At 57.3% G+C, this 24805-nt stretch carries 19 protein-coding genes; 5 read left to right on the top strand and 14 right to left on the bottom strand.

Annotated features, from left to right (window positions below):
* Positions 1-15: 15 nt before the first annotated feature.
* The 8 genes from HVA01_RS04420 to HVA01_RS04455 all read right to left on the bottom strand — a co-directional run bounded on the left by HVA01_RS04420 (position 16) and on the right by HVA01_RS04455 (position 10438).
* The gene (locus HVA01_RS04420) at positions 16-1788 is read right to left on the bottom strand and encodes a proton-conducting transporter transmembrane domain-containing protein (RefSeq protein WP_146873319.1); all 1773 of its coding nucleotides are present in this window, start codon (positions 1786-1788) and stop codon (positions 16-18) included.
* Complete coding sequence (locus HVA01_RS04425; RefSeq protein ID WP_146873320.1) at positions 1785-3290, bottom strand: complex I subunit 5 family protein; 1506 nt, start codon at positions 3288-3290, stop codon at positions 1785-1787. The genes HVA01_RS04420 and HVA01_RS04425 overlap by 4 nt, the downstream gene beginning before the upstream one ends.
* Positions 3287-4777 (bottom strand): complex I subunit 5 family protein, encoded by a 1491-nt coding sequence (locus tag HVA01_RS04430; RefSeq protein WP_146873321.1) that lies wholly within the window; start codon positions 4775-4777, stop codon positions 3287-3289. The genes HVA01_RS04425 and HVA01_RS04430 overlap by 4 nt, the downstream gene beginning before the upstream one ends.
* On the bottom strand, positions 4774-5454 hold the full coding sequence (locus HVA01_RS04435) for a hydrogenase subunit MbhD domain-containing protein (RefSeq protein WP_146873322.1): 681 nt from the start codon (positions 5452-5454) through the stop codon (positions 4774-4776). The genes HVA01_RS04430 and HVA01_RS04435 overlap by 4 nt, the downstream gene beginning before the upstream one ends.
* A gap of 79 nt (positions 5455-5533) precedes the next feature.
* Entirely contained in the window at positions 5534-6199 is a 666-nt protein-coding gene (locus tag HVA01_RS04440) for an alpha/beta hydrolase (protein ID WP_146873323.1), read from the bottom strand.
* Positions 6200-6269: 70 nt separating this feature from the next.
* Positions 6270-8039, bottom strand: a complete 1770-nt coding sequence (locus tag HVA01_RS04445) for an SLC13 family permease (RefSeq protein ID WP_146873324.1) — start codon at positions 8037-8039, stop codon at positions 6270-6272.
* A gap of 259 nt (positions 8040-8298) precedes the next feature.
* Positions 8299-8505: a cold-shock protein gene (locus tag HVA01_RS04450; protein WP_146873326.1), complete on the bottom strand. Its 207-nt coding sequence runs from the start codon at positions 8503-8505 to the stop codon at positions 8299-8301.
* A gap of 205 nt (positions 8506-8710) precedes the next feature.
* A complete protein-coding gene (locus HVA01_RS04455) occupies positions 8711-10438 on the bottom strand; it encodes a GMC family oxidoreductase (RefSeq protein ID WP_146873327.1) in 1728 nt (575 codons plus the stop codon).
* 183 nt (positions 10439-10621) lie between these two features.
* Between HVA01_RS04455 and msrA the strand changes: the two genes are divergently transcribed.
* Both msrA and HVA01_RS04465 read left to right on the top strand, forming a co-directional pair.
* Complete coding sequence (msrA, locus tag HVA01_RS04460; protein WP_146873329.1) at positions 10622-11272, top strand: peptide-methionine (S)-S-oxide reductase MsrA; 651 nt, start codon at positions 10622-10624, stop codon at positions 11270-11272.
* A gap of 184 nt (positions 11273-11456) precedes the next feature.
* Positions 11457-12839 (top strand): NAD-dependent succinate-semialdehyde dehydrogenase, encoded by a 1383-nt coding sequence (locus HVA01_RS04465; RefSeq protein WP_146873332.1) that lies wholly within the window; start codon positions 11457-11459, stop codon positions 12837-12839.
* A gap of 205 nt (positions 12840-13044) precedes the next feature.
* Here HVA01_RS04465 and HVA01_RS04470 read toward each other — a convergent pair whose 3' ends face one another.
* From HVA01_RS04470 to HVA01_RS04490, 5 genes are all read right to left on the bottom strand, one after another.
* The gene (locus HVA01_RS04470; RefSeq protein WP_146873334.1) at positions 13045-13539 is read right to left on the bottom strand and encodes a phosphatidylglycerophosphatase A family protein; all 495 of its coding nucleotides are present in this window, start codon (positions 13537-13539) and stop codon (positions 13045-13047) included.
* Positions 13539-14288 (bottom strand): tellurite resistance TerB family protein, encoded by a 750-nt coding sequence (locus HVA01_RS04475; RefSeq protein WP_146873336.1) that lies wholly within the window; start codon positions 14286-14288, stop codon positions 13539-13541. The genes HVA01_RS04470 and HVA01_RS04475 overlap by 1 nt, the downstream gene beginning before the upstream one ends.
* A 333-nt stretch (positions 14289-14621) precedes the next feature.
* A complete protein-coding gene (locus HVA01_RS04480) occupies positions 14622-17687 on the bottom strand; it encodes an AAA family ATPase (RefSeq protein WP_146873338.1) in 3066 nt (1021 codons plus the stop codon).
* Positions 17684-18829, bottom strand: a complete 1146-nt coding sequence (locus HVA01_RS04485; protein ID WP_146873340.1) for an exonuclease SbcCD subunit D — start codon at positions 18827-18829, stop codon at positions 17684-17686. The genes HVA01_RS04480 and HVA01_RS04485 overlap by 4 nt, the downstream gene beginning before the upstream one ends.
* 153 nt (positions 18830-18982) lie before the next feature.
* Complete coding sequence (locus tag HVA01_RS04490) at positions 18983-20611, bottom strand: SLC13 family permease (protein WP_146873371.1); 1629 nt, start codon at positions 20609-20611, stop codon at positions 18983-18985.
* A gap of 281 nt (positions 20612-20892) precedes the next feature.
* On the opposite strand from HVA01_RS04490, the gene HVA01_RS04495 reads away from it, so the two are divergent.
* The 3 genes from HVA01_RS04495 to sstT all read left to right on the top strand — a co-directional run bounded on the left by HVA01_RS04495 (position 20893) and on the right by sstT (position 23468).
* Positions 20893-21522: a CDP-alcohol phosphatidyltransferase family protein gene (locus HVA01_RS04495; RefSeq protein ID WP_146873342.1), complete on the top strand. Its 630-nt coding sequence runs from the start codon at positions 20893-20895 to the stop codon at positions 21520-21522.
* Positions 21523-21664: 142 nt separating this feature from the next.
* Positions 21665-21958 (top strand): pentatricopeptide repeat-containing protein, encoded by a 294-nt coding sequence (locus HVA01_RS04500; protein ID WP_146873344.1) that lies wholly within the window; start codon positions 21665-21667, stop codon positions 21956-21958.
* A 262-nt stretch (positions 21959-22220) separates the two neighbouring features.
* Complete coding sequence (gene sstT, locus HVA01_RS04505; RefSeq protein WP_146873346.1) at positions 22221-23468, top strand: serine/threonine transporter SstT; 1248 nt, start codon at positions 22221-22223, stop codon at positions 23466-23468.
* 28 nt (positions 23469-23496) lie between these two features.
* Here the strand turns inward: sstT and HVA01_RS04510 are convergent, their stop codons facing one another.
* Entirely contained in the window at positions 23497-24801 is a 1305-nt protein-coding gene (locus HVA01_RS04510) for an MFS transporter (RefSeq protein ID WP_146873348.1), read from the bottom strand.
* Positions 24802-24805: the final 4 nt, after the last annotated feature.

A 24805-nucleotide genomic window follows, 5' to 3' on the forward strand; every position in this document is an offset into this window, starting at 1 on the left:
TTCCTGACAGTCGACTCATCGTTGGCCTTCCCACATAAGTAACGCTGCAAGCAGCAAGGCAAGCACCATCATCAAACCACTGGCATGGTGGCGCATCCAGTACTCGGCAGCCAACAGGCGGGGCAAATAGCCCATTAACGCCTCTTCCGCTTGCTTTGATGTTAGCACGCTAGCCGCTTTCACCCTGCCACAGCCGCGTGCTATAAGACGCATCGGCACCAACACAGCGCTGGTAACCCCGGCATAGAGCCACCAAAGATCGCCCGCCGGGGGCGCCTTAACGTTGACGTAGCGCAGTAACGCCCCGCCGACGGTAACGATCACAACGCCCGCCGGGAGCGGCCACATAATCCCTAGCCACTCTTTCAATGGCGGCATCGCGACACTGTCTGCAGGCAGTGGAAGCCACAGCGGCGTTGCCAGCGCTGCGACGATACCCGTCAGCCAAGCGCCCCACTGCCAGGGATTACTGCCCCCTTGATGGCGCTGCTGCCACTGGCGCCAAACGGCAACGCCAACCAACGCTGCTGTGCCCACGGCCGCCCAGCTGAGCAGCTTAATCAACGACTCATGATGCATCTCGTAGAGCGGGCTTTTCACGCTCCATTTAGCGACCATCCCCGCGCCAATAGCGCCGGCGAGGGAAATACCCGGCAGTGCCAACAGCGGCCAGATTAATGCCCGCGGCCAGCGGGGTAGATGCTCGCTAATACTGGTGCCCATAAACAGCGAGCCTTTGGCCAGCGCATGGTGGGCAGCAAACAGCACCACCCCTGGCCACAGCAGCGGCCACACCGCGGGCGCGACCAAGCCCATCGCCACCAGCGCCGTCAGCATGCCCATCTGACTGATACTTGAGTAGGCCAATATCGCCTTGGGATGACGCTGGAACACGCCATACAGCGCGGCGCCAAAGGCCGCCGCCAACCCGGCCACCAGCATCACCTGACCCAACTGGGCCAGTGACGCTGAAATACCTTCTTCGCCTAACGGCAATACGCTTATCCACCCCAGCAGGCCCGCCTTAATCATCGCCCCGCTAAGCACCGCGCTAGCAGGGGCAGGCGCCGCCGGGTGCGCCAGGGGTAGCCATACGTGCAGACCAATCACGCCCGCCTTCACGCCCAAGCCCAGCCACAGCAGTGTGGCCATCCAAGCGCCGTGCTCGGCCGTCAGGATGCCCTCACGCACGCCCTGCAGCGTTAGCGTGTTAGCCTCGCCAGCTGCCCATAGAAAGCCGCCTAGAATTAGCCCTTCCCCCACCACGGCTAATATCAAATAGGCCTTGGCCCCCAGCCGTGCCTCCTGTGTACCGCTATGCACCACCAGGGCGTAGGCAGCGAAGGTCATCAGCGCAAAACCTAAATAGAAGCTAGCAATATCCTGGGCAATAATTAGCAGCACATTGCCCAACAGGGTCAACGGCCAGAGCAGCGCTAAACGCATCAAACGCCGCTGGGCAGCTTGGTCACCGGCCTGGGCTTGTGCCTGCTCCGTCGCGAAGTAGCCCCTGGCGTGTAAGGCCGCCACACTCCACAACAGGGCAGTAAACGCCAGCCAAGGGCGGCTTAGCGCGTTTAGTTCCCATTCACCACCCAGCATCCAGGCATCAATGGTCCACTGGGCCTCACCGCCGTAGGCCAGCAACAGCGCTGGCCAAGCGGCGCTTAGCCAAAGCACTGAACAATAGTCGCGCCGTGCGCTTGGGGTGCGGTAGGTCTGCCATATCACTACCCCGGCAACCGCTAGCGGCCACAGCAGTGACAGTGCCAACAACAGCGTCATCATGGCAGGTACTCCCCCGTGGCGACGCGGGTCGCCCAGTCCAGCGGGCTAAACGGCATACCCGCCAATAGCCCCGCGCCAAGGCTCGCCAGAGCGGTAAATACCATGGGCCAAAGTAGCCAGCCGTGGGTTTCCAAACGACCTAAACGCTGCTCTTTGGGCCACTGACCTTGTCCATGCGCGGGCCCTAAACGGAACCAGAGGCGGTGGACGATAGGCAGAAAATACATCGCGTTGAGCGTACTGCTGGCGATGAGCACGACCACCACCCAATACATCTCAGCGCGAATAGCACCGATCCCCAGGTACCATTTTGTGATAAACCCCGCTACCGGTGGCAGCCCAATCATACCCAAGGCGCCGACGGTAAAGGCGATGCTGGTCAGCGGCATACGCTTACCTGCACCGTCCATTTCATCGATGCGGTGAATGCCTAACTCCTCGGCGTAGTTGCCCGCACAGAAGAACAGCGTCACCTTCATTAAGCCTTGATGGAGCAAATGCGCCAGTGCGCCAATGGTGCCAAAAGGACCAAACAGGCCGATACCCAGAATGATGTAAGAGACTTGGCTGACGGTAGAAAACGCTAATCGGGGCTTTAGCTCCTCTTGTGCGAGGGCACGCAGCGAGCCATAAATAATCGTAATAGACGCCGCCACGGCCAGTACCGAGATGACGCCTAACTCAATGCTTAGTTGAAGACCAAATAAATCATACACCACCCGTAAGATACCAAAGGCGCCGGCCTTCACCACGGCCACCGCATGCAGCAGCGCACTCACCGGCGCGGGCGCCACCATCGCGCGGGGCAGCCAACCGTGGAGTGGCACCATGGCCGCCTTGACCGCCAGCCCACCGACTAGCAGGGCAAATATCAGCGTTAACAGGCCGCGGTGATCGTTAAGATAATCACTCAAACCCTCCTCGGATGAGAAGGATTGGTCGCCGGTCAGGTAGTGCAGCAACACGGCGCCTAACAGCAGCACCACGCCGGCGCTTAACGTATAGCGCAAATAGACACGGCCCGCGTCAAGCGCCTTCTGAGTCCCTGAATGTACCACCAGGGGGTACGTGGAAAGCGTCAACATTTCGTAGAAAATCAGAAAGGTAAATAGATTGTCGGCCAACGCAATGCCTATTGTGCTGGTGACACATAGGCTGAAGAAGCCGAAAAACCGTTTCCGATTGGCCGAGCCTTCCAGGTAACCAATCGCATAAATCGTGGTGCATAGCCAGAGCAGCGACGATAGCCCGGCAAACATCACGCCTAGCGCGTCGGCCCGCAGTACGAAATCAACGCCACCCACGACTTGAAAGCTAAAAATGTCTTCGCGACCGGCGGACACTCGCCCCACCATCAGCATGACAAGAATGATTTTAATCACCGCCGCCAGCAAGTTAACGGTGGTGCGCAGCCGCCGCGCCTCTTCGGGTAGCGAAAAGATGATAACAACCACCAGCAGCGAGGTAATTAAGGTGGTGACCGGCAACCACGCGGCATTCATACGCCACCTCCGCGCATTAGCGCTAAGGTAAAGTGAGCCAATAAGCCCAGTCCAAATGCTGTTAAGGCGAGAGACAGCGCAATCAAATCCATGCCTGGCGCCAGCGGTTGGTAATGATGGCGCGGCGCCGAATCGTCAAACGAGTAGCGAAACATACGAAACACATAGGCCGCGGTCAGCAGCGTACCGGTTAACAGCGCCGCCACCGCCCACCACTGCTGGGAAATCAGCATCGCCTCTAGTAGCAACCACTTGGCAGTAAAGCCGGAGCTAGGCGGCAAGCCCATCAGCGTCACGGAGGCAACGCCAAATATTAACAGCGAAAGCGGCAGACGACGGCTGGTACCCGCCAAGCCTTTGAGCGTGCTCTCCCCGGTCGCGAGTATTAAGTTACCGGCGGCCATAAACATCGCCGCTTTGGCAAAGGCATGACCGATCAACTGCAGCCAAAAGCCCTCCCAGGCCAAGGCGCGGGGTAGCGGTGCAATATCAGGCCCCAGCAGCAGCGGAAAGACCACCATCAGATAACCCAACTGAGCCACCGTTGAGGATGCTACCAAGGTTTTCAATGAATCGGTGCGCCACGCCAATAGCCCGCCCCACACAATCGCCAGCATGCCCAGCAAGGCTATGACCCGCGGGGCGTAAAAAGTATCGGGCAGCAGAATGCTCCACAGCTGCAGCAGCATAAACAGCGACGCCTTGATGACCAGCGCGGCATGCAGCGCGCTAACCGGGGTCCAGGCATTGCCATGTACCGGCGACAACCACCCGTGCATGGGGAACAGCGCAGCTTTTAAAGCCAGTCCGGCGCCTATCAGTGCAGCGGCAATCCACGCCACTGGCCCAGGCTCAACCACTGCCGCCAGCCCCTGCAGGTCCAGCCGCCCCCAGTGCCCCAAGATCAGCGCCACCCCCAACAGATAAGCCAGCGACCCCACCAGTGCCAGCAGCAAATAGCGCATGCCTGCCAGCAGCGCCGCGACTTTTCCCGATAGCAACAGCATACCCACCGCTGACAGCCCCATCAGTTCCAGCGCCACGTAAAGCGTAAGCAAATCGCTGGCTAGCCAGATTAATGACAGCGCGCTAAGTAGCACGCCCATCAACGGCCACAGCCAGCGCGACAGCGGTTGTGGCTCGCTTAAACGCAACGAGCCTGGGGTATAGAGCGCGGCGGCAACGCCAATCCACTGGGTGGTTAGTAGCAACAGAACACTGAGCCCATTTAAACGCAGCGACAGGCTGACGCCCGCCACGTCCCACTGCCAACGCAGCAGCCCCGCCTGGTCATAAGCAGATAACAATACCCACCCAGATGCCAATACCGGCAGACAGGCCAGCGCTACGGGCCACATCCGTTTAGGCGGAAAAAGCGCCGCCAGCAAGCCCATTAGAAACGGAAAACCCAGCGCGATGCACAGCGCCCAATGCGTACTAACAAGCGGCGCAAAGGTGCTCTCAAACAGCCCAAAACGCCAGATCATGTAGCGTTCTCCTTGGGGTTGCCATCACGCCCCAAGGCATCGACGCCTTCCAAATGCAACAGCTGCCGAATCAGCAAGGCGCCTAGCATTGATCCCAGCCATGCAATGCACAAACCAACGGTAATCAGCGCCTGGGCAGACGCCGAGGTGCCCGCCACGCCAGCCAAGAGCATAAACACCCCGGAGCCAAGAATATTGAAGGCCAGCAAGCGGCGTAGTAAATGACGGTGTAACGCAAAGGCGCCTAGCGCGCTGGCAGTGATCATAACCCCCGCCAGCAGCAGCGGCTGCTCGTCGGGCGAATACACCATGTCAGTAATCACATAGCGAATCGCCGCGCCGACCATCACAAACCAAGCCAGCGCCAGTAGCAGGCGCGCGAACGACCGCGACCAAGGCTCGTTAAAGCTGTCGCGCTCTAGAGAGGAAGAAACGCCGGGGAAAAATCGGCCCAGGGCATAAAAAAAGCACAGCCCGGTGAGCACCGCTCCCAGCAACAGTTCAACGGCGGCTAACCAGGGCGCGCCTAACTGCCACCAGGCCAATGTCATGGCGAGGGCAAATGCCACAAAGAAGCAGCAAGCGCGCACTAGGTGGCGATCAAAGAGGCAAGCCAGCGCCGTGACGGTTAAGCCGAGCGCCAGCAATATTTCTAGAGCATCAAAGGAAGCTATCATTCGTTTTCGCTACGTCCTTGCATCGGGCACGAATAGGGATTTACTGTGCCCGCCTTTCCTCCCCTTGTCGACGCGGCTTTTAGGCTAAGCGAGCGCTCAACCACTTACCAATATCGTTTACCTGCTGAGGACATAGCGCGTGGGCCATGGGGTACTGGCGATAGTTGACCGCGTAGCCCATGGCTTTTAAGCGATCCGCGCCGCTGCGTCCCAAGCTTTCCGGCACAATCGGGTCAAAGTTGCCGTGCTGCACCTCGATAGGAATCTGCCGGTTGGCGTCAGCCAGATCGATATTATCGGCGGTGGCAAAGTAGGTCGACATTGCCAACAAACCGCCCAGCGGCGCGGGGAATGTCAGCGCGGCGTGGTAGGCAACCGCGCCCCCTTGGGAAAAGCCCGCGACAATGATCCGCTGACTGTCGATGCCTTGATCAATCTGCTCTTGAATCAGGGTATGAATACGCTCGGCGGATTGCTTGAGCTGGCGCTCATCGACCCGGCGCCCCAAATCCATGGCAAGAATATCGTACCAAGCGGGCATCACCATGCCGCCGTTAATCGTCACGGGCAGACGCTGCGAATGGGGCATGATAAAACGCACGTGCGAATCTTTGGGCAGCGCTAACGCAGGCACCAGCGGTTCAAAATCGTGCCCGTCAGCACCCAGGCCATGCAATATAAACACGCAGGCATCGGCGGGTTGACCATCTTTGGGCTCAATAATCAGTTCGCCAGGAGCAGTCATGGAATCCAGTTCCTTATCTGAAAAGCGCCACCCTAGCGCAATCCTGCGTTAACCGCGAGTGATTGAGCGCTTAAAATGGCCACACTAGCGGTATCAACACCAGCGCTATGGCACCGGTTAGCACATTCAAACCGCACCCCAAGCGCAGAAAATCGCTGACCTTATAGCCACCCGGGCCATACACCATCAGGTTGGTTTGGTAGCCTATCGGGGTTAAAAAGCTGGCTGAGGCGGCAAACATCACGGCCACTACATAAGGCATTGGGCTCACGCCCAAGCTTTCTGCGGCGCTCATTACCACCGGGAAAACAATCACCGCCGCCGCGTTATTAGTCACTAGCTCCGTGAGCAGTGCGACGACAACGTAAGTACCTATGAGTAGCAGCAGCGGATTACCCGCCACTAACGTTAGCAACCCTCCGCCAATGACCTCAGCCGCGCCGGAGCTTTGCAGCGCCGCGCCTACGCCAAATGAGGCGGCAATGGTGAGTAACACTTGCGTATCCAAGCCCCGCTTAGCAGCGCCCACCGAACAGCAACCGCTGAGCAGCGCCAACGCAGCCCCCAGCATGGCAGCGTTAAGCAGACTGATCACCCCCAATGCGGCAAGCAGCACGGCCCCCAACAGAATGCCCCACGCCAGCGGGGCTTTTTCATGCACTGGCCGCGCCGCGCCATTGAGCTCGCTAATCAGCAGAAAGTCCCGCGACTGACGATGGCGCTCGATAAACGGCGGCCGCGCTTCAAGTAACAGCACATCAGCAGACTGCAGGCGCACCTGACCAAGGTTGCCTTTAACCCGCTCGCCACCCCGGCAGATCGCCAATACCGCCGCGCCGTAAAGCGTTCTAAAGTGGCCATCGCGAATACGCTGGCCAATAAACTGGCACTGGCTAGACACCACTGCCTCGACAAGGCGGCGCTCTTTAAACGCTTTTTCCAGGCTGGGGGTATCGTCTTGGGAAGGAATCAAACCGCGAATTTGCTGCAACTCCACCGCTGCATCAGACGTGCCGGCGAACACCAGCCGGTCGCCCCCTTTGAGTTTTTCGCCGGGCCCGACCACGCTGACCACATTGCCTGCACGCTCGATCTCAACCAAAAATAGCGCCTGTAAGTGGCGCAGCCCAGCCTCTTCAACGCTACGATCGACCAGTACGCCAGCGGGATCAACCTCCATTTCGATGGTGAACTCACGGGGGTTGGCAAACGCATTGGCGACCCCTTCATGGGCAGGCAACAGGCGCGGCCCCAACACGATGAGATAAACAAGCCCCAGGATTGCGACGGGAACCCCGACCCAGGCCAAATCCAACAGCCCCATACCCAGCGCTGGGTAGCGCTCCAGCAGTAGGCCATGAACGACCAAGTTAGTGCTGGTACCAAACAGGGTAATGGTGCCGCCAAGGATAGAGGCGAAACTAAGCGGCATCAGCAGCCGCTGGGGAGATAAGCGTAGCCGTCGGCTCCAGCTCATCACCGCAGGAATATAGGTGGCCACCACGGGGGTATTATTGACAAACGCGCTGAGTGCCGCCACCGGCAATAGCAGGCGCACCAGCGCGCCTCTTTCACTACCGGGGCGTCTCAGCACGTAGCGGATAATAAGATCGATACCGCCCGTTTCACGAATGCTCGCCACCAGCACGTACATAAACGCCACGGTAAACAGGCCGCTATTGGAGAACCCGCCCAGCGCCTGCTGTGGGTCAATCACGCCCAGCGTCATCAGGCCTATCACCGCCCCCAGCAAAATAATATCCGGGCCCAGGCGTGAAAACGCCATCAGCGGGAAAATGGTCAGTACCACGCCCACTGCTATCCAAGCATCCAGCGACATCACTACTGCATCCCTAATCAACAATCAGGCGCTATTGTGATGCCATTTATATATTCTAAAAAGTTATTTTTAGAAACACTTAAAGATCGAAAAGGAATATGCGGGTGTGAGGCGAGTATCCAATCCAAGCCTGATCCGTATAAATGCAAAAACCCCGCACTTGGCGGGGTTTTGAGTCAATCAACGCTTAGCGTTGACTGCTAACAGCTATTACTAACGACTGTTATTAACAACTGTTACTAACAAACAAGTAAAAGAATTAACTTTCTACTTTGATGTTAGAAGCCTGAAGGCCTTTTTTGCCCTGGGTGACGTCGAAGGAAACCTTCTGGCCGTCTTGCAGAGATTTGAAGCCTTCAGCTTGAATTTCAGAGAAATGCGCGAACAGATCGTCGCCATTGTCGTCAGGAGAAATAAAGCCGAAACCTTTAGTGTCGTTAAACCACTTAACTGTGCCAGTTGCCATGATCGAAATCCTCGATATTGCTAATTAAAACCGGGTAATACCCGAATTGCAGTGGGTAAAACAAGAGACTTTCACCAGATTTAACGCTAGAGGCGCTTCTATACTGCTGACAACGTGCGACTTGCTAACCAACTGGGCATATTTTGCGCTTAACGACCCCTTCACGTCAACACCCCCATAAAACGCCGACTAACAGCGCTTGCGCCTAGGCGCTATCCGACGCCTGACTGCCTTCAGCCAGTATCCAGCTCGCGGCCTTCTCCGCAATCATCAGGGTGGGCGAGTTAGTATTACCACTGGTAATCGTCGGCATCACACTGGCATCGGCCACCCGCAGCCCGCTAATGCCGCGCACGCGAAGTCGCGGATCAACCACGGCCATTTCATCGTCTTCGCTACCCATGCGCGCGGTGCCAACAGGGTGAAAAATCGTCGTGCCGATATCACCAGCCAGCCGCGCCAGCTCGTCGTCGCTCTGGTACTCAAGGCCTGGCTTTACCTCTTCCGGCGTGTACTTCGCAAACGCCGGCTGCTCGGCGATGCGCCGTGTCACACGCAGTGAATCTGCCGCCACCTTGCGGTCTTCGGGGGTACTTAAATAATTGGGTGAAATCGCCGGCGCTTGGCGTGGATCGCTGCTTTTCAGCCGAACCGTGCCTCGGCTGGTGGGGTTCAAATTGCACACGCTGGCGGTAATCGCCGGGTACGGATGCAGCGGCTGGCCGAAGGCTTCCAGGCTTAGCGGCTGCACGTGGTACTCAATATTGGGGTGCGGCTGGTCGGGCGTACTGCGGGTAAAAGCACCCAACTGCGAAGGCGCCATACTCATCGGCCCCGAGCGTTTAAGCAGGTACTCCATTGCTATTCCCGCTTTACCCCAAAGCGTGCTGGTCATGGCATTGAGGGTTTTGCCATTGGTGATTTTATACACCGAACGAATCTGCAGATGATCCTGCAGGTTTTCGCCCACGCCGGGCAGGTCGTGGACGACCTCAACGCCGTGTTCGCGCAGCACCTCACCCGGCCCAACACCGGAAAGTTGCAACAAGTGCGGCGTGCCGATCGCCCCAGTGCACAGCACTACTTCTGCATTGCCTCTCTCCTTGTTCAACACAGCACGCTGGACTTTCCCCCCGCGCTCTAGCTCCACCCCCGCGCAGCGCGGTGTGCCTGCCTGCTCCTCAAAAAGCAGCCGATTGACCTGGGTGGAGTGCCATAGCGTTAAGTTGCCGCGTTTTAATGCGGGACGCAAAAACGCCTTGGCGGTATTCCAACGCCAGCCCGAGCGTTGATTGACCTCAAAATAAGCCACACCTTCGTTTGAGCCACGATTAAAATCGTCGCTTCGCGGTATGCCCGCCTGCACCGCAGCCTCGGCAAAGTCATCCAACACCTGCCACTTGAGGCGCTGCTTTTCGATTCGCCATTCGCCACCGTGACCGTGAAAATCCCGATGCTTTGCGTCTGCATCGCCACCCTCATCCAAGCGGTAATGGTCTTCGTGTTTGGTGAAGTCGGGCAGGCAGTTCTCCCAACGCCAGGCGTCGTCGCCGGTCACTTCTGCCCAGTGGTCATAGTCCCGTGCTTGGCCACGCATATAAATCATCCCGTTGATGCTGGAGCAGCCGCCCAGGGTTTTGCCGCGGGGGTAAATCAGCGAGCGCCCGTTAAGCCCTTTATCAGGCTCGGTGCGAAACAGCCAATCAGTGCGCGGGTTATTAATGCAGTAGAGATAGCCCACCGGAATATGGATCCAGTGGTAGTTATCGCGGCCGCCCGCCTCTATTAACAGCACCTTATGATTGGGGTTGGCACTGAGTCGATTGGCCAACAGGCACCCAGCGGTGCCTGCCCCTACCACGATATAGTCAAATTCCAAGCGAGCGGGTGACGCTGGCTGTTTTTGTACTTGTTGTGAATGCTGCTGAATCATGTGCTACGTCTCCGCGGTTACTGACGCTGCCGTGGGCACCACAAACTTGCCACACCGGTCCGTCAAAAAGCTGAACCCATCGCCACTGATAGACTCATACACCTACCGATAGACTTATTAATGGCTAGGTACCGTTTTAAACCACCAGCGGCCTGCTTGCCATGTTCTCAGGAGATTAGCTTAATGGCACATTTTACCCGTTTCAGCGCCCTACCCCGCGTTAGCCCTTTAACGCTAGGCATCATTGCAACGGCTGCTGGCCTACTGAGTAGCACCCCGCTACAGGCGCAAACAAACGCCAAGGCAACCTTTGCCGGGGGCTGCTTTTGGTGCATGGAGCCGCCTTACGACAAACAGCCTGGGGTCAGTGCCACCATTGCTGGCTATATCGGCGGTGAGCTAGAGGACCCGTCCTACGAAGAGATTTCGCAAGGCGGCACAGGCCACGCGGAAGTCGTTCAGGTTGAGTACGATTCAGAGCAAATTAATTACCAGCAGTTGCTAGACATCTTCTGGCGCAATATCGACCCTTTCGCGGTAGACCGCCAGTTTTGCGATGTGGGTGACCAATACCGCTCGGCGATCTTCTATCACGACGAGCAGCAGCGTGAGCTTGCTGAAGCGTCGAAAGCCGAAATGGAAGCGCGCTTCGACCAGGATATTGCTACCCAGATAGTCCCGGCGACCACCTTCTGGCCGGCTGAGGAGTACCACCAGAACTATTACCAAAAGAACCCCGTACGCTATAAGTTCTACCGCTTCAGCTGTGGCCGCGATGATCGCCTGGAAGAAGTGTGGGGCGAAGAAGCCGGTGGACCGACCTTTGAGGAGTAACACCCATTTTAGACATTGGTGATGGAACTCTTCGGCTAAGCAATTGCCGGATGATTGACATTTCCATTATGCAAAGCCGTACTTTTTGTACTAGAGTGCCAGTACGGTTCAAATAGACCGGTCGTCTATACGTCCAGGAACTGGACGTTTTGACCAACACGTTGATCTATAGATAGGAGATCTTATGAGCAACAGCATCACGACGATTAATCCCACCGATGGCGAGGCCCTCGAAACCTACGCGTTAATGGATAGCGCAGAAGCTAAACAGGTAGTAGATGCCTGCTACGAAGCGTTTCTAGACTGGCGCCTTGTATCGCTGGAAAACCGCGCTAAAGCGGTTAAGGCGATTGGCCAAGCCCTACAGGACCGCAAGGAAGAGCTTGTCGACCTGATGGTTAAGGAGATGGGCAAACTACCGGAGCAAGGCCGTCAGGAAGTTGATCTATGTACGGCGATCTGTGATTACACCGCCGAACATGGGCCCACCAAGCTAGCCGCTGAAGAGCGCCAGCCCGGTAATGGCGAACGTGGCATTATTAGCTATTCGCCCATGGGTGTGATCTACGGCATTCAGCCGTGGAACTTCCCTGCTTATCAGGTAGTACGCTACTCAGTCGCCAATATTATGGCGGGTAACGGCGTCCTGCTTAAGCACGCTGAAAACGTCACCGGCAGCGGCCTGCTGCTGGAAAAGATCTACCGCGAAGCAGGACTTCCGGAGAACGTTTTCCGCGCGCTGGTCATCTCTCATGACGTTTCTGACGAAGTGATCGCTCACTCGGCAGTTCGCGGCGTCACCCTGACCGGCAGCGACGGTGCGGGCCGCAAAGTGGCCGCTAAAGCCGCTGAGAATCTGAAAAAGACAGTGCTTGAACTGGGTTCCAACGATGCATACCTAGTGCTCAATGACGCTGACTTAGACGTGGCTGTCGATACCTGCGTAGCAGGCCGTGTGTATAACGCCGGCCAAACCTGCGTGGCCGCCAAACGCTTTGTAGTGACTGAGAAAAACTACGAGGCGTTCAAAGAGCGCTACGTCGCTCGCATGCAGTCGTTGCAAGTCGGCGACCCGACCAAGGAAGATAGCGACCTGGGCCCCATGGCGCGCGTTGACCTGCGCGATGGTCTCCATGAGCAAGTGGAAGAGAGCGTGCGTAAAGGCGCAAAAATCCTCTGCGGCGGCGAAAAACCAGCCGGCAAAGGCGCTTTCTACCCGGTCACCGTGCTGGATAACGTCACCCCCGGTCAGCCCGCTTACGATGACGAGCTGTTTGGCCCGGTAGCGGCGCTGATTCGTGCCAAGGATGACGAAGACGCCATGCGTATTGCTAACGACAGCCGTTATGGCCTGGGCGGCGGCATCATTTCTAAGGATGTTAAGCGCGCCACTGAACTAGCCATCAAATATTTTGACACTGGTATGGTCAATATTAATGGCTATGGTATCGCTACCCCGGAAATGCCCTTTGGCGGCGTTAAAAACTCCGGCTATGGCCGCGAGCACGGCGGTTTTGGCATGCTCGAGTTCGTCAACGTTAAAGCGGTGATTGTGGTTAAAGAGTAACCGTGTGGTTGGTGAGTCGTACGTTGTAAATAGCGAGTGATAAAGAATGCGCCGTCCTTCTGTTGATCAGATGGGCGGCGTTTTTTTGCCTATTTCAATTAAATGGTCGCGAGCTAAAGCTACCTACCACGGGTGCCGTTATCTGCCATGCAGAAAAATTCCACACGCAGTGACGAAGCGCCTTTTTCGTCACGCTTTACTGCGTTCAGGCTCGCTGAGACGCGCGGTGCCGCCAAAGTTTTAACACCAGCGCCATCACCAGCCAGGTCACCAGCGCGGCGATAACGTCGTCCAACACAATGCCAAAGCCGCCATGAACATACTCTGCCAAATGAATCGGTGGCGGCTTCAATCCATCGAAAAAGCGGTAGACAACGAATGCCAGCGCTATCGCCGCTGGATGGCGCGCGGCGGCTAATCCGATAACCGCTAGCGGAAACGCCACATACTCATCAGCGACGATGCTGCCATGGTCCAATCCTTCGTTCCCTAAGCCTATATAATGCCACTCAGCGATGTGGCAAACCGGCACCGCCAGCACCAGCAGAACCGCCATGATAATTCCCTGGTGGCCTAGCGGCCGACTCAGCAGCCACCACGCCAACGGAATACCCAGCAGCGAGCCAAAGGTACCCGGTGCAATGGGCACTAGCCCCAGCCCAAAACCGGTGGCTAGCCAAAAATTGACCGTATCCAGCATTAACCTGCCTGCTGCGCTTGGCGTTCAAGCTCATCGACCATCTCTTGGGGCAAGTTAAGCGCGCTGGCTAATTGATCCAGCCAGGCACGTTCCATGGGGTTTTGCTCATCGGTCACAGCCACGCTGATCAGGTACATTTCGCGGGCCGCTTGGGGGGAGTCTGCTTCGCGGGCCAGCGCCTGGGCATCCAGCGGTGCTTTTAGCTGCTGCTCTACCCAGTGATGCATCTCCTGATCGGCCCCTAGGGCGTCGATCTGCTCGGTAATCAGCGACTGCTCTTGCTCGTCAATATGGCCATCGGCGCGGGCGGCCATGATCATTGCTTGCAACAATTCAAGACTGCGGCGCTCTTGGTATTCACCGCTCAGTGCGTCTACCTGCTCGCCCTCTGACGCGTTCGGGGTAGCATTTTGTTGGGAGCTGGCATTTTTACCCGCCTGAGAACTCTGCCACGCTTTCCATGCCAGCACGCCGACGCCGGCAATAGCGCCATATTTAAGCGCTTTGCCGCCCATTTTCCGGCCACGCTTGGAACCCACTAATAGGCCCATGGCACCGCCACCCAGCAGGCTTTTCAGATCAAAACCGCTAGAACCACTGCCTTGCTGGGCGCCTTGGCTGTTAGCGTTATTGCTGCCACCCAACTGGCGGGAAAGACCATCCAGCATGCCTTTTACGTCCACGCCGCTACCTTTTTGGCTACCACCGGCTTGCTGCATAAGCTGCTGTAAAATCTTGCTTGCGTTCATCCTTGCACTCCTAAGTATTGATTATTTGTGGCTCTGCGTAACTCAGTGTGGAATTAACTCTGCCAGCATGATGGTGGCTCCTGTGGGAGGGAGCTTCAGCTCGCGAATGTTTGGGCTACTAGCATGATGAAACCAAGGGAGTGCCTGCGGCACCCTTCGCCGAAGTGTCGGACCACCGCTGAAGCGGCCTCCCACAACAGATAGCTGGCTTAGTGGTTGTAATCTGAACCGTGAGATACAAAATAGCTAATGAATATTAAGTCCACTTGAAGTGACGAAGAACCTATAAAACATGCTGTATGAACGCAACATGAATTAATCCCACGTCAGCCGTCAAAGCAGTGCGCCCTTCACTTCCACCGTGCTGCCCTGGCGGCTGGTGCGCACTTCTAAACGGACTGGCATTTGCTCTTTGAGTTCGCTGACGTGGGAAATAATTCCGATCATGCGGCCGCCCATTTGCAGCTCGCTAAGCATGGCGATGGCTTGATCCAGGGCATCCTGATCAAGACTGCCAAAGCCTTCATCGATAAATAGCGTATCCAAGGTGATGCCGCCCGCGTACGCCTGCACCACATCCGAAAGCCCCAGCGCCAGCGCCAGCGCCGCCATAAACGACTCACCGCCGGAAAGCGTCGCGACGGGGCGGTTTTTGCCGGTGTAGGTATCGGCTACATCAAGCTCCAGGCCCGAGGCTTTATTGCCCTTGGACGGATCCTCCCGACGCACTAACTGATAGCGCCCACGGCTCATGCGCACCAGCCGCTCCGACGCTTGAATCAGCACGTCGTCCAGCAGCACGCCAAGCACAAAGCGCTGCAGGCTGATGCGGTGCCCGGTGCGGCCATTGGCAACCTCGCTGAGCGTGCCCCACAGCTGGTACTGGGCTTCAAGCTCGGCCTGAGCGGCGTGGGCAGTGGCGAGTTTTTGGCGAATAGCGTGCAGCGTTTTTAACCGCCCATCCAGCCCCCGCCATGTCTCTAACTGAGCATTTTCTGCCGCTTGCGCGTCCTCGGCCTGGGTATTGAGCGCGGCGATATCCGGCGGCGTTTTTTCCGCGAGCTGAGTTTGGTAATTCTGCAACGCCCCCTCAAGCTCGGCCAAGCGGCGTTGGTACACCTCTAGCTGCTGGGTGAGGTCTTGCCGCTGGGCGTCGTCCAACTGGGCCGCCTGAAACGCCGCCTCGTCGTCGAAGGGGCTTTGCTGCAGCGCTGTTTGCCACGCCGTTTGCGCTTGTTCTAGCGCCTGTTCGCTGCGCTCGACGCGCTCGCTTGCGCCACGCAGTTGCTCTTCCGCCCGCGCCCGTTGGGTTTGGCTGGTCGACAGCCCCTGCTGGGCACTTTCCCAGGCTTTTTCAATCTGCGCGATCTGGCGTTCCAGCTCGGCGAGGGTGTGACGCATGGCCTCTGAGTCGCGGGCATCATCAGGCAACGCTTGGCTCAGCTGGTCGCGCTGGCTCTCTAGGCGAAGGGCGTCTTCTTTGGCCTTCTCAACGGTAGGGCGCTGGGCTTTAAGCTGTTTGTCCAGGGTTGCCCATTCACGGCGCAGCCCATCGCGGGCAGTGGTTTGCTGGCTAATCTCACGCTCAACGCTTTGCCGTCGCTGCACTTGGCGGCGCAAGTCTTCACAGGCGTTTTGCAGCTCGCTTAACGGCTGGGTCGCCCATTCGGCTAACTGCTGACCAAGGCGCTGCACCTGCTGTGCGTTGTACTCGATCTGTTGCGCAAGCGTCTGGTGCTGGCGCTCAGCCGCTTGCCGCGCTTGGCGGGCTTTTTCTAGTGCTGAGCGGGCTTTTTCAACCTGCGCCTGAGTGACCACGTCGGTACTACTTGCCGCGGGGGTGGGATGCTCCAGGCTGCCGCACACCGGGCAAGGGGCATCCTGCTCAAGGGTCAGCGCTAACAGCGCGGCCTGGCTCTGATGCCAGTGCATCTCCTGCTCAGTGGCGTGACGTTGCGCCTGGTCGGCTTCTTCTTGACGGCGACTCAATGCTTGGGTTGCCTGCTGTTGCTGGCTGTCCAGCTCACGCCTGTGTTGGCTTAAATTATCCAGCTCTTGGCGCTGGGTAAGCAGGCTTTCATGGCGGCTGAGTTCAGCGGGGGCGCTGGCCAGCTGCTGAAACTCCGTTTGTAAGCGCTCCAGCGTAACGCCGATGGCTTCGCCCTGTTGGCGAATGTGCTCTAACTGCTCCTCATCACGTTTGAGCGCACTATCGGCCTGTTGCCAAGCGCTATGGGCGGTTTGAAAGCGCGCCTGTAACTCGCTTAACTGTTGGCCTTGTTGAATAAACTCGCTTAGCTGGCGGTGCCGCTCACGCAGCGCGGGAACTTCCGCCTGGCGCTCCCGGGCCGCTTCCCAGGTGTGCTGCGCCTGTTCGGCGCTCGCGCGCTGGCTGGTTAACGCGGCTTGCGCCTGCTGGTGATCGGCTTGGGCGGTGGTCAACGCTTGCCGTGCTTGCGCGAGAGCCGTGCTCTGGGGGGCCAGCGCCTGGGCGTGGTCACTTTGCGCTAGACGCGCCTTAGTGTTTTCTATGTGAGCGTGCTGCTCTACATGGCGGGCTTTATCTGCGGCTAGCGTATCGCGGGCTTCAAATTGGCGCTGCAGCGCCAGCGCCTCATCGCGCTGTTTTTCGGCGCCACGGCGCGCTCGCTGTGCGGTTTCAAAGCCTTGCCGCGCCTGCTCCACCTGAGGCGTCAGTGCTTCCAGCTCTTGCGCTAACGCGGATTCGCTTTCCAGCTCACCACCGGCGAGAATGCCGCTGATATGCTGGCGATGATCTTTCACTGCCCGCTCGATTTGGTTGGCCTGGGTACGCAATTGCTCTTCGATACGCTGGAAAATCTGCGTTTGAAACAGCTGGGAAAATATTTTTTCGCGGTCTTTTGAGTCTGCCATCAGCAGCTCACGAAATTGGCCCTGGGGTAGCACCATCACCTGGCGAAACTGATCAGCGTTGAGCCCGATCAAGCGTTGCAGTTCAGCGGTTGCGTCAATCACACTCTTGGCGACGAGACATTCACCCGTCTCACCTAACGCTGTCATTCGCCATAGCTGGGCTTCAGCATTATGGGTGGTAGTGCCTTCGCCGCGGGCCTTGGGGCGCTCCTGCTGGGGCACGCGGCGCACCCGGTAATCGACGCCGCGCAGGCGAAAATCCAGCGTGACATCGGTTAGCAGCGCGGCATCGGCCTGATCGCAGCGCATCTGAGAGCCGGTGCGTTCATCGCCCGTGGTCTGGCCGTACAGGGCAAAGCAGATCGCATCGAGAATCGAGCTTTTACCCGCCCCAGTGGGGCCATTAATTAAAAACAGCGGGCTTCTGCCCAGCGCGGTGAAATCAATCGTTTCGCTGCCCGCGAAGGGCCCAAACGCCTGCATGGTAAGGGTTAACGGCGTCATTGCTGGGTCTCTTCGCGCTGCAGTTGGTTAATGAGCGCCGCCATGCTGCGGGCCTGCTCGTCGCTCATGGCTTCCCCGCTGGTTTGCTCGAAGAAGTCGCTAAACATGTCCAGTGTATCAAAGCGCGGCCGGTCACGATCCAGCTGCTGAGTGCCCCGAGCCTCTAGCATGCCGGGTTTTTCCAGGTGCAACACGTTGGGGTAGACCTCGCGCAGCTTGCCCATAGGATCGAGAATGGCGTGGCGATCAGTCAGCCGCACCAGTAGGTAATCGTCGGCGTTGGCATCCGTTTTACCCTGGTCGATAAGCGCGGCTATCTCGCCCTCCAATACGCGCACTTCGCGATGGGGGGTCAGCGGGATCTGTTCAATCTGAGTGACGCCGGACGCCTCAATATCCACCAGCGTTACGCCTTTGCGCTGGCTGGCTTCGGAAAAGCTGTACTTGAGTAGCGAGCCGCTGTAACGAATATGCTCGCCGCCGCGGTATTGGGGGCCGTGCAGGTGCCCCAGCGCCACGTAGTCAAAGTGTTGCATGGGTTCCCAGGCGACGCTTTCAGCCCCGCCTAGGGTCAGCGGGCGCTCAGAGTCTGAAGCGCTGCCGCCATCTACAAAGCAGTGGCTCATCAGCACGGTGGGCCGCTTTGGGTGGCGCTGCTCTTGGATGCGCTCGACCAAATAGCGGTGGGCGCCGTCAAAATCGCGCACATCCGCATTAAACTGGCTACGCACGTGTTCGGGGTCTGCGTAAGGGATGCCAAACACATCGACTTCTACGCCCTTAATAGTCAACGTGACAGGGGTTGCAAACGCGGCCAGATCGGAAAGAATATGCAGCCCGGACTGGCGCAAGTGACGGGCGCCAAAACGCAGCCGCGCCGCACCGTCGTGGTTACCTGAGATCATGATCACCGGCAGCTTGCGCTCCTCGCAGAGCGCGTGGAGCACCTCGTCCAGCAGTGTTACCGCCGCCGAGGGCGGCACCGAGCGATCAAAAATATCACCCGCGATCAACACTGCATCAACGGCCTCACGGTCGATGATCGCGATCAGCTGGTTGAGCACATGGCGCTGATCTTCCAACAGCGAGAGGTTATGAAACAGCCTGCCTAAGTGCCAGTCGGCGGTGTGAAGTAGACGCATAACAAGCTCAACAAAAATGGTGTGGCGCCATGATAACAACCCAGCAGGCCCTCTACCCACAAAACGCCACCGACCTAGATAATCGACCTGCAAAAAGCCCCGCTCTATGGCGGGGCTAATCGTTTTTCTCCGAAGGCTCTGGCTCAACAGCCTCTAGCGGCGGAAGGCGTCGGGATACGTGGTTAAATCAACCCCCCACATGAGTGGCAGCATAAAATACACCGCCGCCACAATCAGCAGCATGGCGATGATGTTGAGCCAGAAGCCGGTGCGCACCATCTCAATGATTTTGATCTTGCCGGTCGCAAAGATAATCGCATTGGGCGGCGTGCCTACCGGTAGCATAAAGGCGCAGTTGGCGGCCATGGCCGCGGGCACCATCAGCACGAAGGGGTGGACGTCCAGCGCCAGCGCCAGCGATGCCAATACCGGTAGAATCATGGTGGCCGTGGCGGTATTGGAGGTAATTTCGGTTAAGAACAGCACCATGCCGCTCGCCAGCAGAATGACCAGCAGGAAGTTGACGCCTTCCAGCACGCTCATCTGCCCGCCGATCCACTCCGCCAGACCGGATGAACCAAAGCCTGCGGCAATCGCCAAGCCACCGCCGAACAGCAGCAAAATCCCCCAAGGTACATCTTTGGCGATATCCCAGCCCAACAGGCAGCCACCTTTGTTTTTGGCAGGGATCAAAAACAGTAGCAACGCGGCGACAATCGCGATCATGGTGTCGTTAATGCCAGGGATATTAATGATCTGCCCTTGCCATAAAAACGACCGGGTAATCCACATAAAGGCCGCGAACAGGAAAACAGCCAGCACCGCTTTCTCTTCAAAACTGGTTGAACCTAAAGCGTCTTTCTCTTTGTTAATCAGCTCCTTCCCACCCGGCAGATGGCTAAATTTAACCGGGAAAAAAACCCGCGTCAGTAGCAACCAAGCGCTAAACAACAGCACGACGACAACCGGAAAGGCAAACACCATCCACCCGGCGAAGGAAATTTCAACGCCAAATAGCTCGTTGACGATGGCGGCGAGAATAATATTCGGCGGCGTACCAATCAGCGTGCCCAAGCCGCCAATGGTGCCGCCGTAGCCGATACCAAAAATGAGCGCTTTGCTGAATTTGTCAATTTCGGCACTGTGATCGCCATCACTTTTAGCCAGCTCCTGGCTAACCTGGTACACAATAGCGGTACCAATGGGTAGCATCATCATGACGGAGGCGGTGTTGGAGACCCACATCGACAAAAAGCCGGTCGCGGCCATAAAGCCAAACACGATGCTGTTAATACTGGTGCCTAGTACGGCGATAATCGACAGCGCGATACGCTTGTGTAAATCCCACTTTTCCATCGCCAGGGCAATCATAAAACCGCCCAAAAACAAGAAAATAATCGGATTGCCGTAAGCGGCGGTCACCGCACGCCCATCCAGCGCGCCGGTAATGGGCAACAGCACGATCGGCAACAGCGAGGTGACGGGAATGGGGATGGCTTCAGTGATCCACCACACCGCGACCCATAAGGTAGTGGCCAGCACCATGCGCCCTTCAACACTCAAGTCTTCAGGGTGAAAAAACAGCGCGACCAAGGCGAACAGCAGCGGCCCAAGCAGTAAACCAATTTTCTGCGGCGTGGTGTAAGCAGGCGGTTTGGGCTCGCGAGGCTCGCGCTGTTGGGTTGCCGCCGCTGCATTAGCGGCACCGCCGGTGGGCAACGCGCACATTAATAACTTTTTAGCTTGGTAATGGGAGCCCCATAGCTGGCCCCATGCCGTCATCAGGGTAGTTTTATCCATGTAATTAGCGTCGCTTACGGTGGTATGAACGATGAGATGTGAAGGATGAACGCATTGGCAGCAGTCCCCTTACGCGCAGTACTGGTACTCTTTTGGCGCCCTTTATTAACTGCTATCAGCCATTAGTCCAGTTATTTGCCCATTATTGCCACCAAAGTCTAACAACTTTAGTTGTAATTATTAACTGCCTTTAAACACCCACGTAAAATACCTGGCGCGTACGCTTGCGCGCACCATTGCCAACCCGTGATAAGGAGAATAGCGTGCTTGATCGCTGGACAATGCCATTGACCCATCGCCCCCTCAAACGACTCGCGCAGCCGCTGCATCGGCTCCAAATCACTCCCGACCAGGTGACCCTAGGCGCTTTTTTGATCGGTATGATGGCACTACCGCTGTTGGCATGGGAGCAGTATGGGCTCGCCCTAGTGGTGATTGTGCTAAACCGCCTGGGTGACGGCGTAGACGGTGCGTTGGCACGGTTAAGTGGCCAAACTAGCGATGCAGGCGGCTTTCTTGATATTGGCCTCGATTTTGTTTTCTACGCCGCCGTGGTGCTTGGCTTTGCACTGGCCAACCCTGAGCAGAATGCCCTCGCGGCTTGCCTGCTGCTGTTTGCATTTATCGGCACCGGCACGTCGTTTCTGGCCTTTGCCATTGCCGCTAAACAGCAAGCGATAGAACGGCCTAACTTTCCCAACAAGGCGTTCTACTATTTAGAAGGCTTAACCGAAGGCACTGAAACCGTGCTGGCGCTGGTGATTTTCTGTCTATTGCCTAACCACTTCCCGACGCTTGCGACGTTATTTGCGATTGCTTGTCTGATGACGGTGGCGACGCGACTATGGGGTGGCTACTGGACACTGCGCAGGCATATGGCGGACGCCGAGTAGTCGTTCAAACCGCTCTTTTTTGGTAGTTGCTTCTCACTGACGGCTATATTAGGCTCAGTTCGGTACGTCTTTTGATGTACCCTTTCAAATTTAGGCGGTCTTTTGACGCAAATCGCCGTTCGCAATCACAAGGAGTCGTGATATGCATAGCAAAACGCACACTGGCCTTTCCCAGGCGGGTCTTCATATTGCCATTCAAGATATCAAGGACGAGCTATTCGACACCCCCGAGTGTGATTATGCCATTGTCCAACTGCTTATCCGCTGCGGCCAATCTGAAGACGCCGAGCAACTGCTGGATGAGATGCTGATGAAATGGGGCACTTCCCCTGACGTCCTGGCGTTAACGCAGCGCGGTTATTCAGAGATAGGGGTCACGGCTCTTTACCCTTCAGATAAAACCACCCCAGCGGCCCTCGGTGCCGTAGCGACTTAATCGGCTAACTCAGCGCGTCGGCTAAACCGCCAGTGCCAAAAGCAGCCTCAATTAATGCCCCTGCCGACTCATACGGCAGGGGCATTTTTAGTGAATAAAATCAGTGTTTCGTCAATAACCCTCGAAAAATAGCGCGCTCATCGACTAGGCAAATATCAGCGACACGGAGGAGAGCAGCAGCTGATAGAATACCGCCCCTTTCAGGCGCGTTGTGGCCCCTCGCTACAACGCTACCCACTTTCTACTACCTGAGAGTTGCGCAATGATCGCCACCGCTCGTACTGTTTTTCGGCCGCTTCTACGGCTGGGCCTAATACCGCAGATTTTAATCGGTATCGTTGCCGGGGTATTGCTCGCCCTGTTCACGCCGGACATTGCTAGCGATGTAGCCCTGCTGGGCCAGCTTTTTATCGCCGCTTTGCAGGCGGTAGCGCCCATTTTAGTGTTTGTGCTGGTGGCCGCCGCGATTTCTGCTCATCAAAAAGGTCAGCCGACCCACATTCGCCCGGTGCTAGCACTGTACGTGGTGGGTACATTGATCGCCGCACTGATTGCGGTAGCGGCCAGCTTTGTATTCCCCACCGAGCTTTCATTGAATGCAGGCCAAGTTGACGGCAACCCGCCAGGGGATATTTTTAGCGTTCTGCGCGACCTGCTGCTGAATGCGGTGGCCAACCCGATTAGCGCGCTGATGGAGGCAAACTTTATTGCTATCCTGGCTTGGGCCATCGGCCTGGGTTTGGCGCTGCGCCAAGCCAGCGAGACTACCCGCCAAGCGTTGAGCGATTTATCCACGGCGGTCACACGCATCGTCACGCTGGTGATTCGTTTAGCGCCGCTGGGTATCTTTGGCTTGGTGGCAGGCACGCTGGCAGAATCCGGCGTTGAATCGCTGCTTAACTATGCCCAGCTGTTGGCAGTGATTGTGGGCTGTATGGTGTTTGTCGCGCTGGTGAGCAATCCGCTGTTGGTCTACTTTACTACCCGCCAGAACCCTTATCCGCTCGTTTTCGCCTGCCTGCGTGGTAGCGCGATTACGGCCTTTTTCACGCGTAGCTCGGCGGCGAATATCCCAGTCAACCTTGAGCTGTGCCGCCGCCTAGAGCTCGACCCTGATACCTACGCTATCTCAATTCCACTGGGCGCGACGATCAATATGTGCGGCGCGGCCATTACCATTACCGTGATCACCCTGGCGACTACGCATACGCTGGGCATTAGCGTTGATTTTGCCACGGCGCTGCTACTGTGCGTGGTATCAGCGCTGGCAGCCTGCGGCGTTTCCGGCGTGGCGGGCGGCTCGCTAATGCTGATTCCCATGGCCGCTAACCTGTTCGGCATCCCCACGGAAGTGGCCATGCAGGCGGTGGCGATTGGCTTTGTGATTAGCGTGGTGCAGGACGCCACTGAAACCGCGCTCAACTCCTCGACCGACGTGCTCTTTACCGCAGCGGCCTGCCGCTCCAAGAAAGCGAGCAACTCACCCTCCCCGGTCAGTAATGCCCCATGAGGACTCCCCAGCGCGCCCTGAACTCAACTCAACCACTGGCTGGTTTGAGAAGGCGCGTTAAACGCTCGCGTTCGTCCTTTTCGTAAAAGCTTGGATCATCGAAAAGATCGCGCTGGGTATCATCAAAGATCATTTCCAACGCCCCTGCACCACTTTGGACCATTGGCTCAAAGTGGGCGGTGTGGGTGATCAAGGCCGTGACATGGCGGCGACGGTAAATTGCGTAAGCGCCTAATACGGTAAACACGCAGGCGATGTAAATCGGCAGGCCGTGGCCACCTACCGCCGTCATCAGTGACCCCGCCGCTATCGGTGCCACTGCACAACCGGCGCCATGCATGACCAGCATATCCGCCGAGCCGGAGACGATTTCATCCGGGTGAAGCTGATCGATCAGCTGTGCCACGGCCAGCGGGTAGAGCGAAAACGCCAAACCGCCCCAAATAAAATACAGCCCCAAGAGTGTTTCATGGCTGGGTGCAAAGGGCATGGCGGCGGCAATAAGTGCCGCCAAAAAGACCACCCAGGTCATTACTCTAGGGCGGTCGTGATTATCGGAGAAACGCCCGATAGGTATCTGCAGCAGCGCGCCGCCGATAATCGCCACGCTCATCACCAAGCCAACACCGCCGATATCAAAGCCCAGCTGCGTGGCGTAGACCGGGGTCATCGACCAGAACGCACCCATCGCCAACCCCGATAACGCAGCGGAGGCGACCGCCAGTGGGGCAAAACCCAGCAGCGATCGCAGGCTACTTTTAGGCCGTTCCGGCAATTTAGGCTGCACGCGGCGGGTTAAGGTGATGGGTAACAGCGCCCAACTGATTAAAATGGCAATCACCACAAACAGTAAAAAACCCTGCGGCGAGGAAAGCCGCAGTAGCTGTTGGGCCGTCGCCAAGGCACCCAAATTAACGACCATATAGACGGCAAAGATTCGCCCCCGCTCATGGCTAGCGGCTTGGCTATTCAACCAGCTTTCGATCACGGTAATTAAGGTGATAAACGAAAGCCCGTAAACCACCCGCAACGGCAGCCATACCCACGGATTGATAAACACCAGATGCAACAGCGCCACCGATGCACAAATAGACGCGCAGAAGCCAAAGGTGCGGATATGCCCCATGCGCCGAATTAACCGCCCGCTCACCCAGGTACCGCAGATAAAACCGACAAAGTAGCCGGACATAATCATCCCCAGTACCGCGCTGGAGAACCCCTCCCCTGTGCCGCGCAGGGTTAGCAGCGTATTCAGCAAGCCATTGCCCAGCAGCAACAGCGCTACGCTCCATAGAATCGACTTAACCGGCTTAAGCATTGCCAATGAACGCATTGTG

Source organism: Halovibrio variabilis (assembly GCF_007991175.1).
In the GTDB taxonomy this organism is placed as follows: Bacteria; Pseudomonadota; Gammaproteobacteria; order Pseudomonadales; family Halomonadaceae; genus Vreelandella; species Vreelandella variabilis.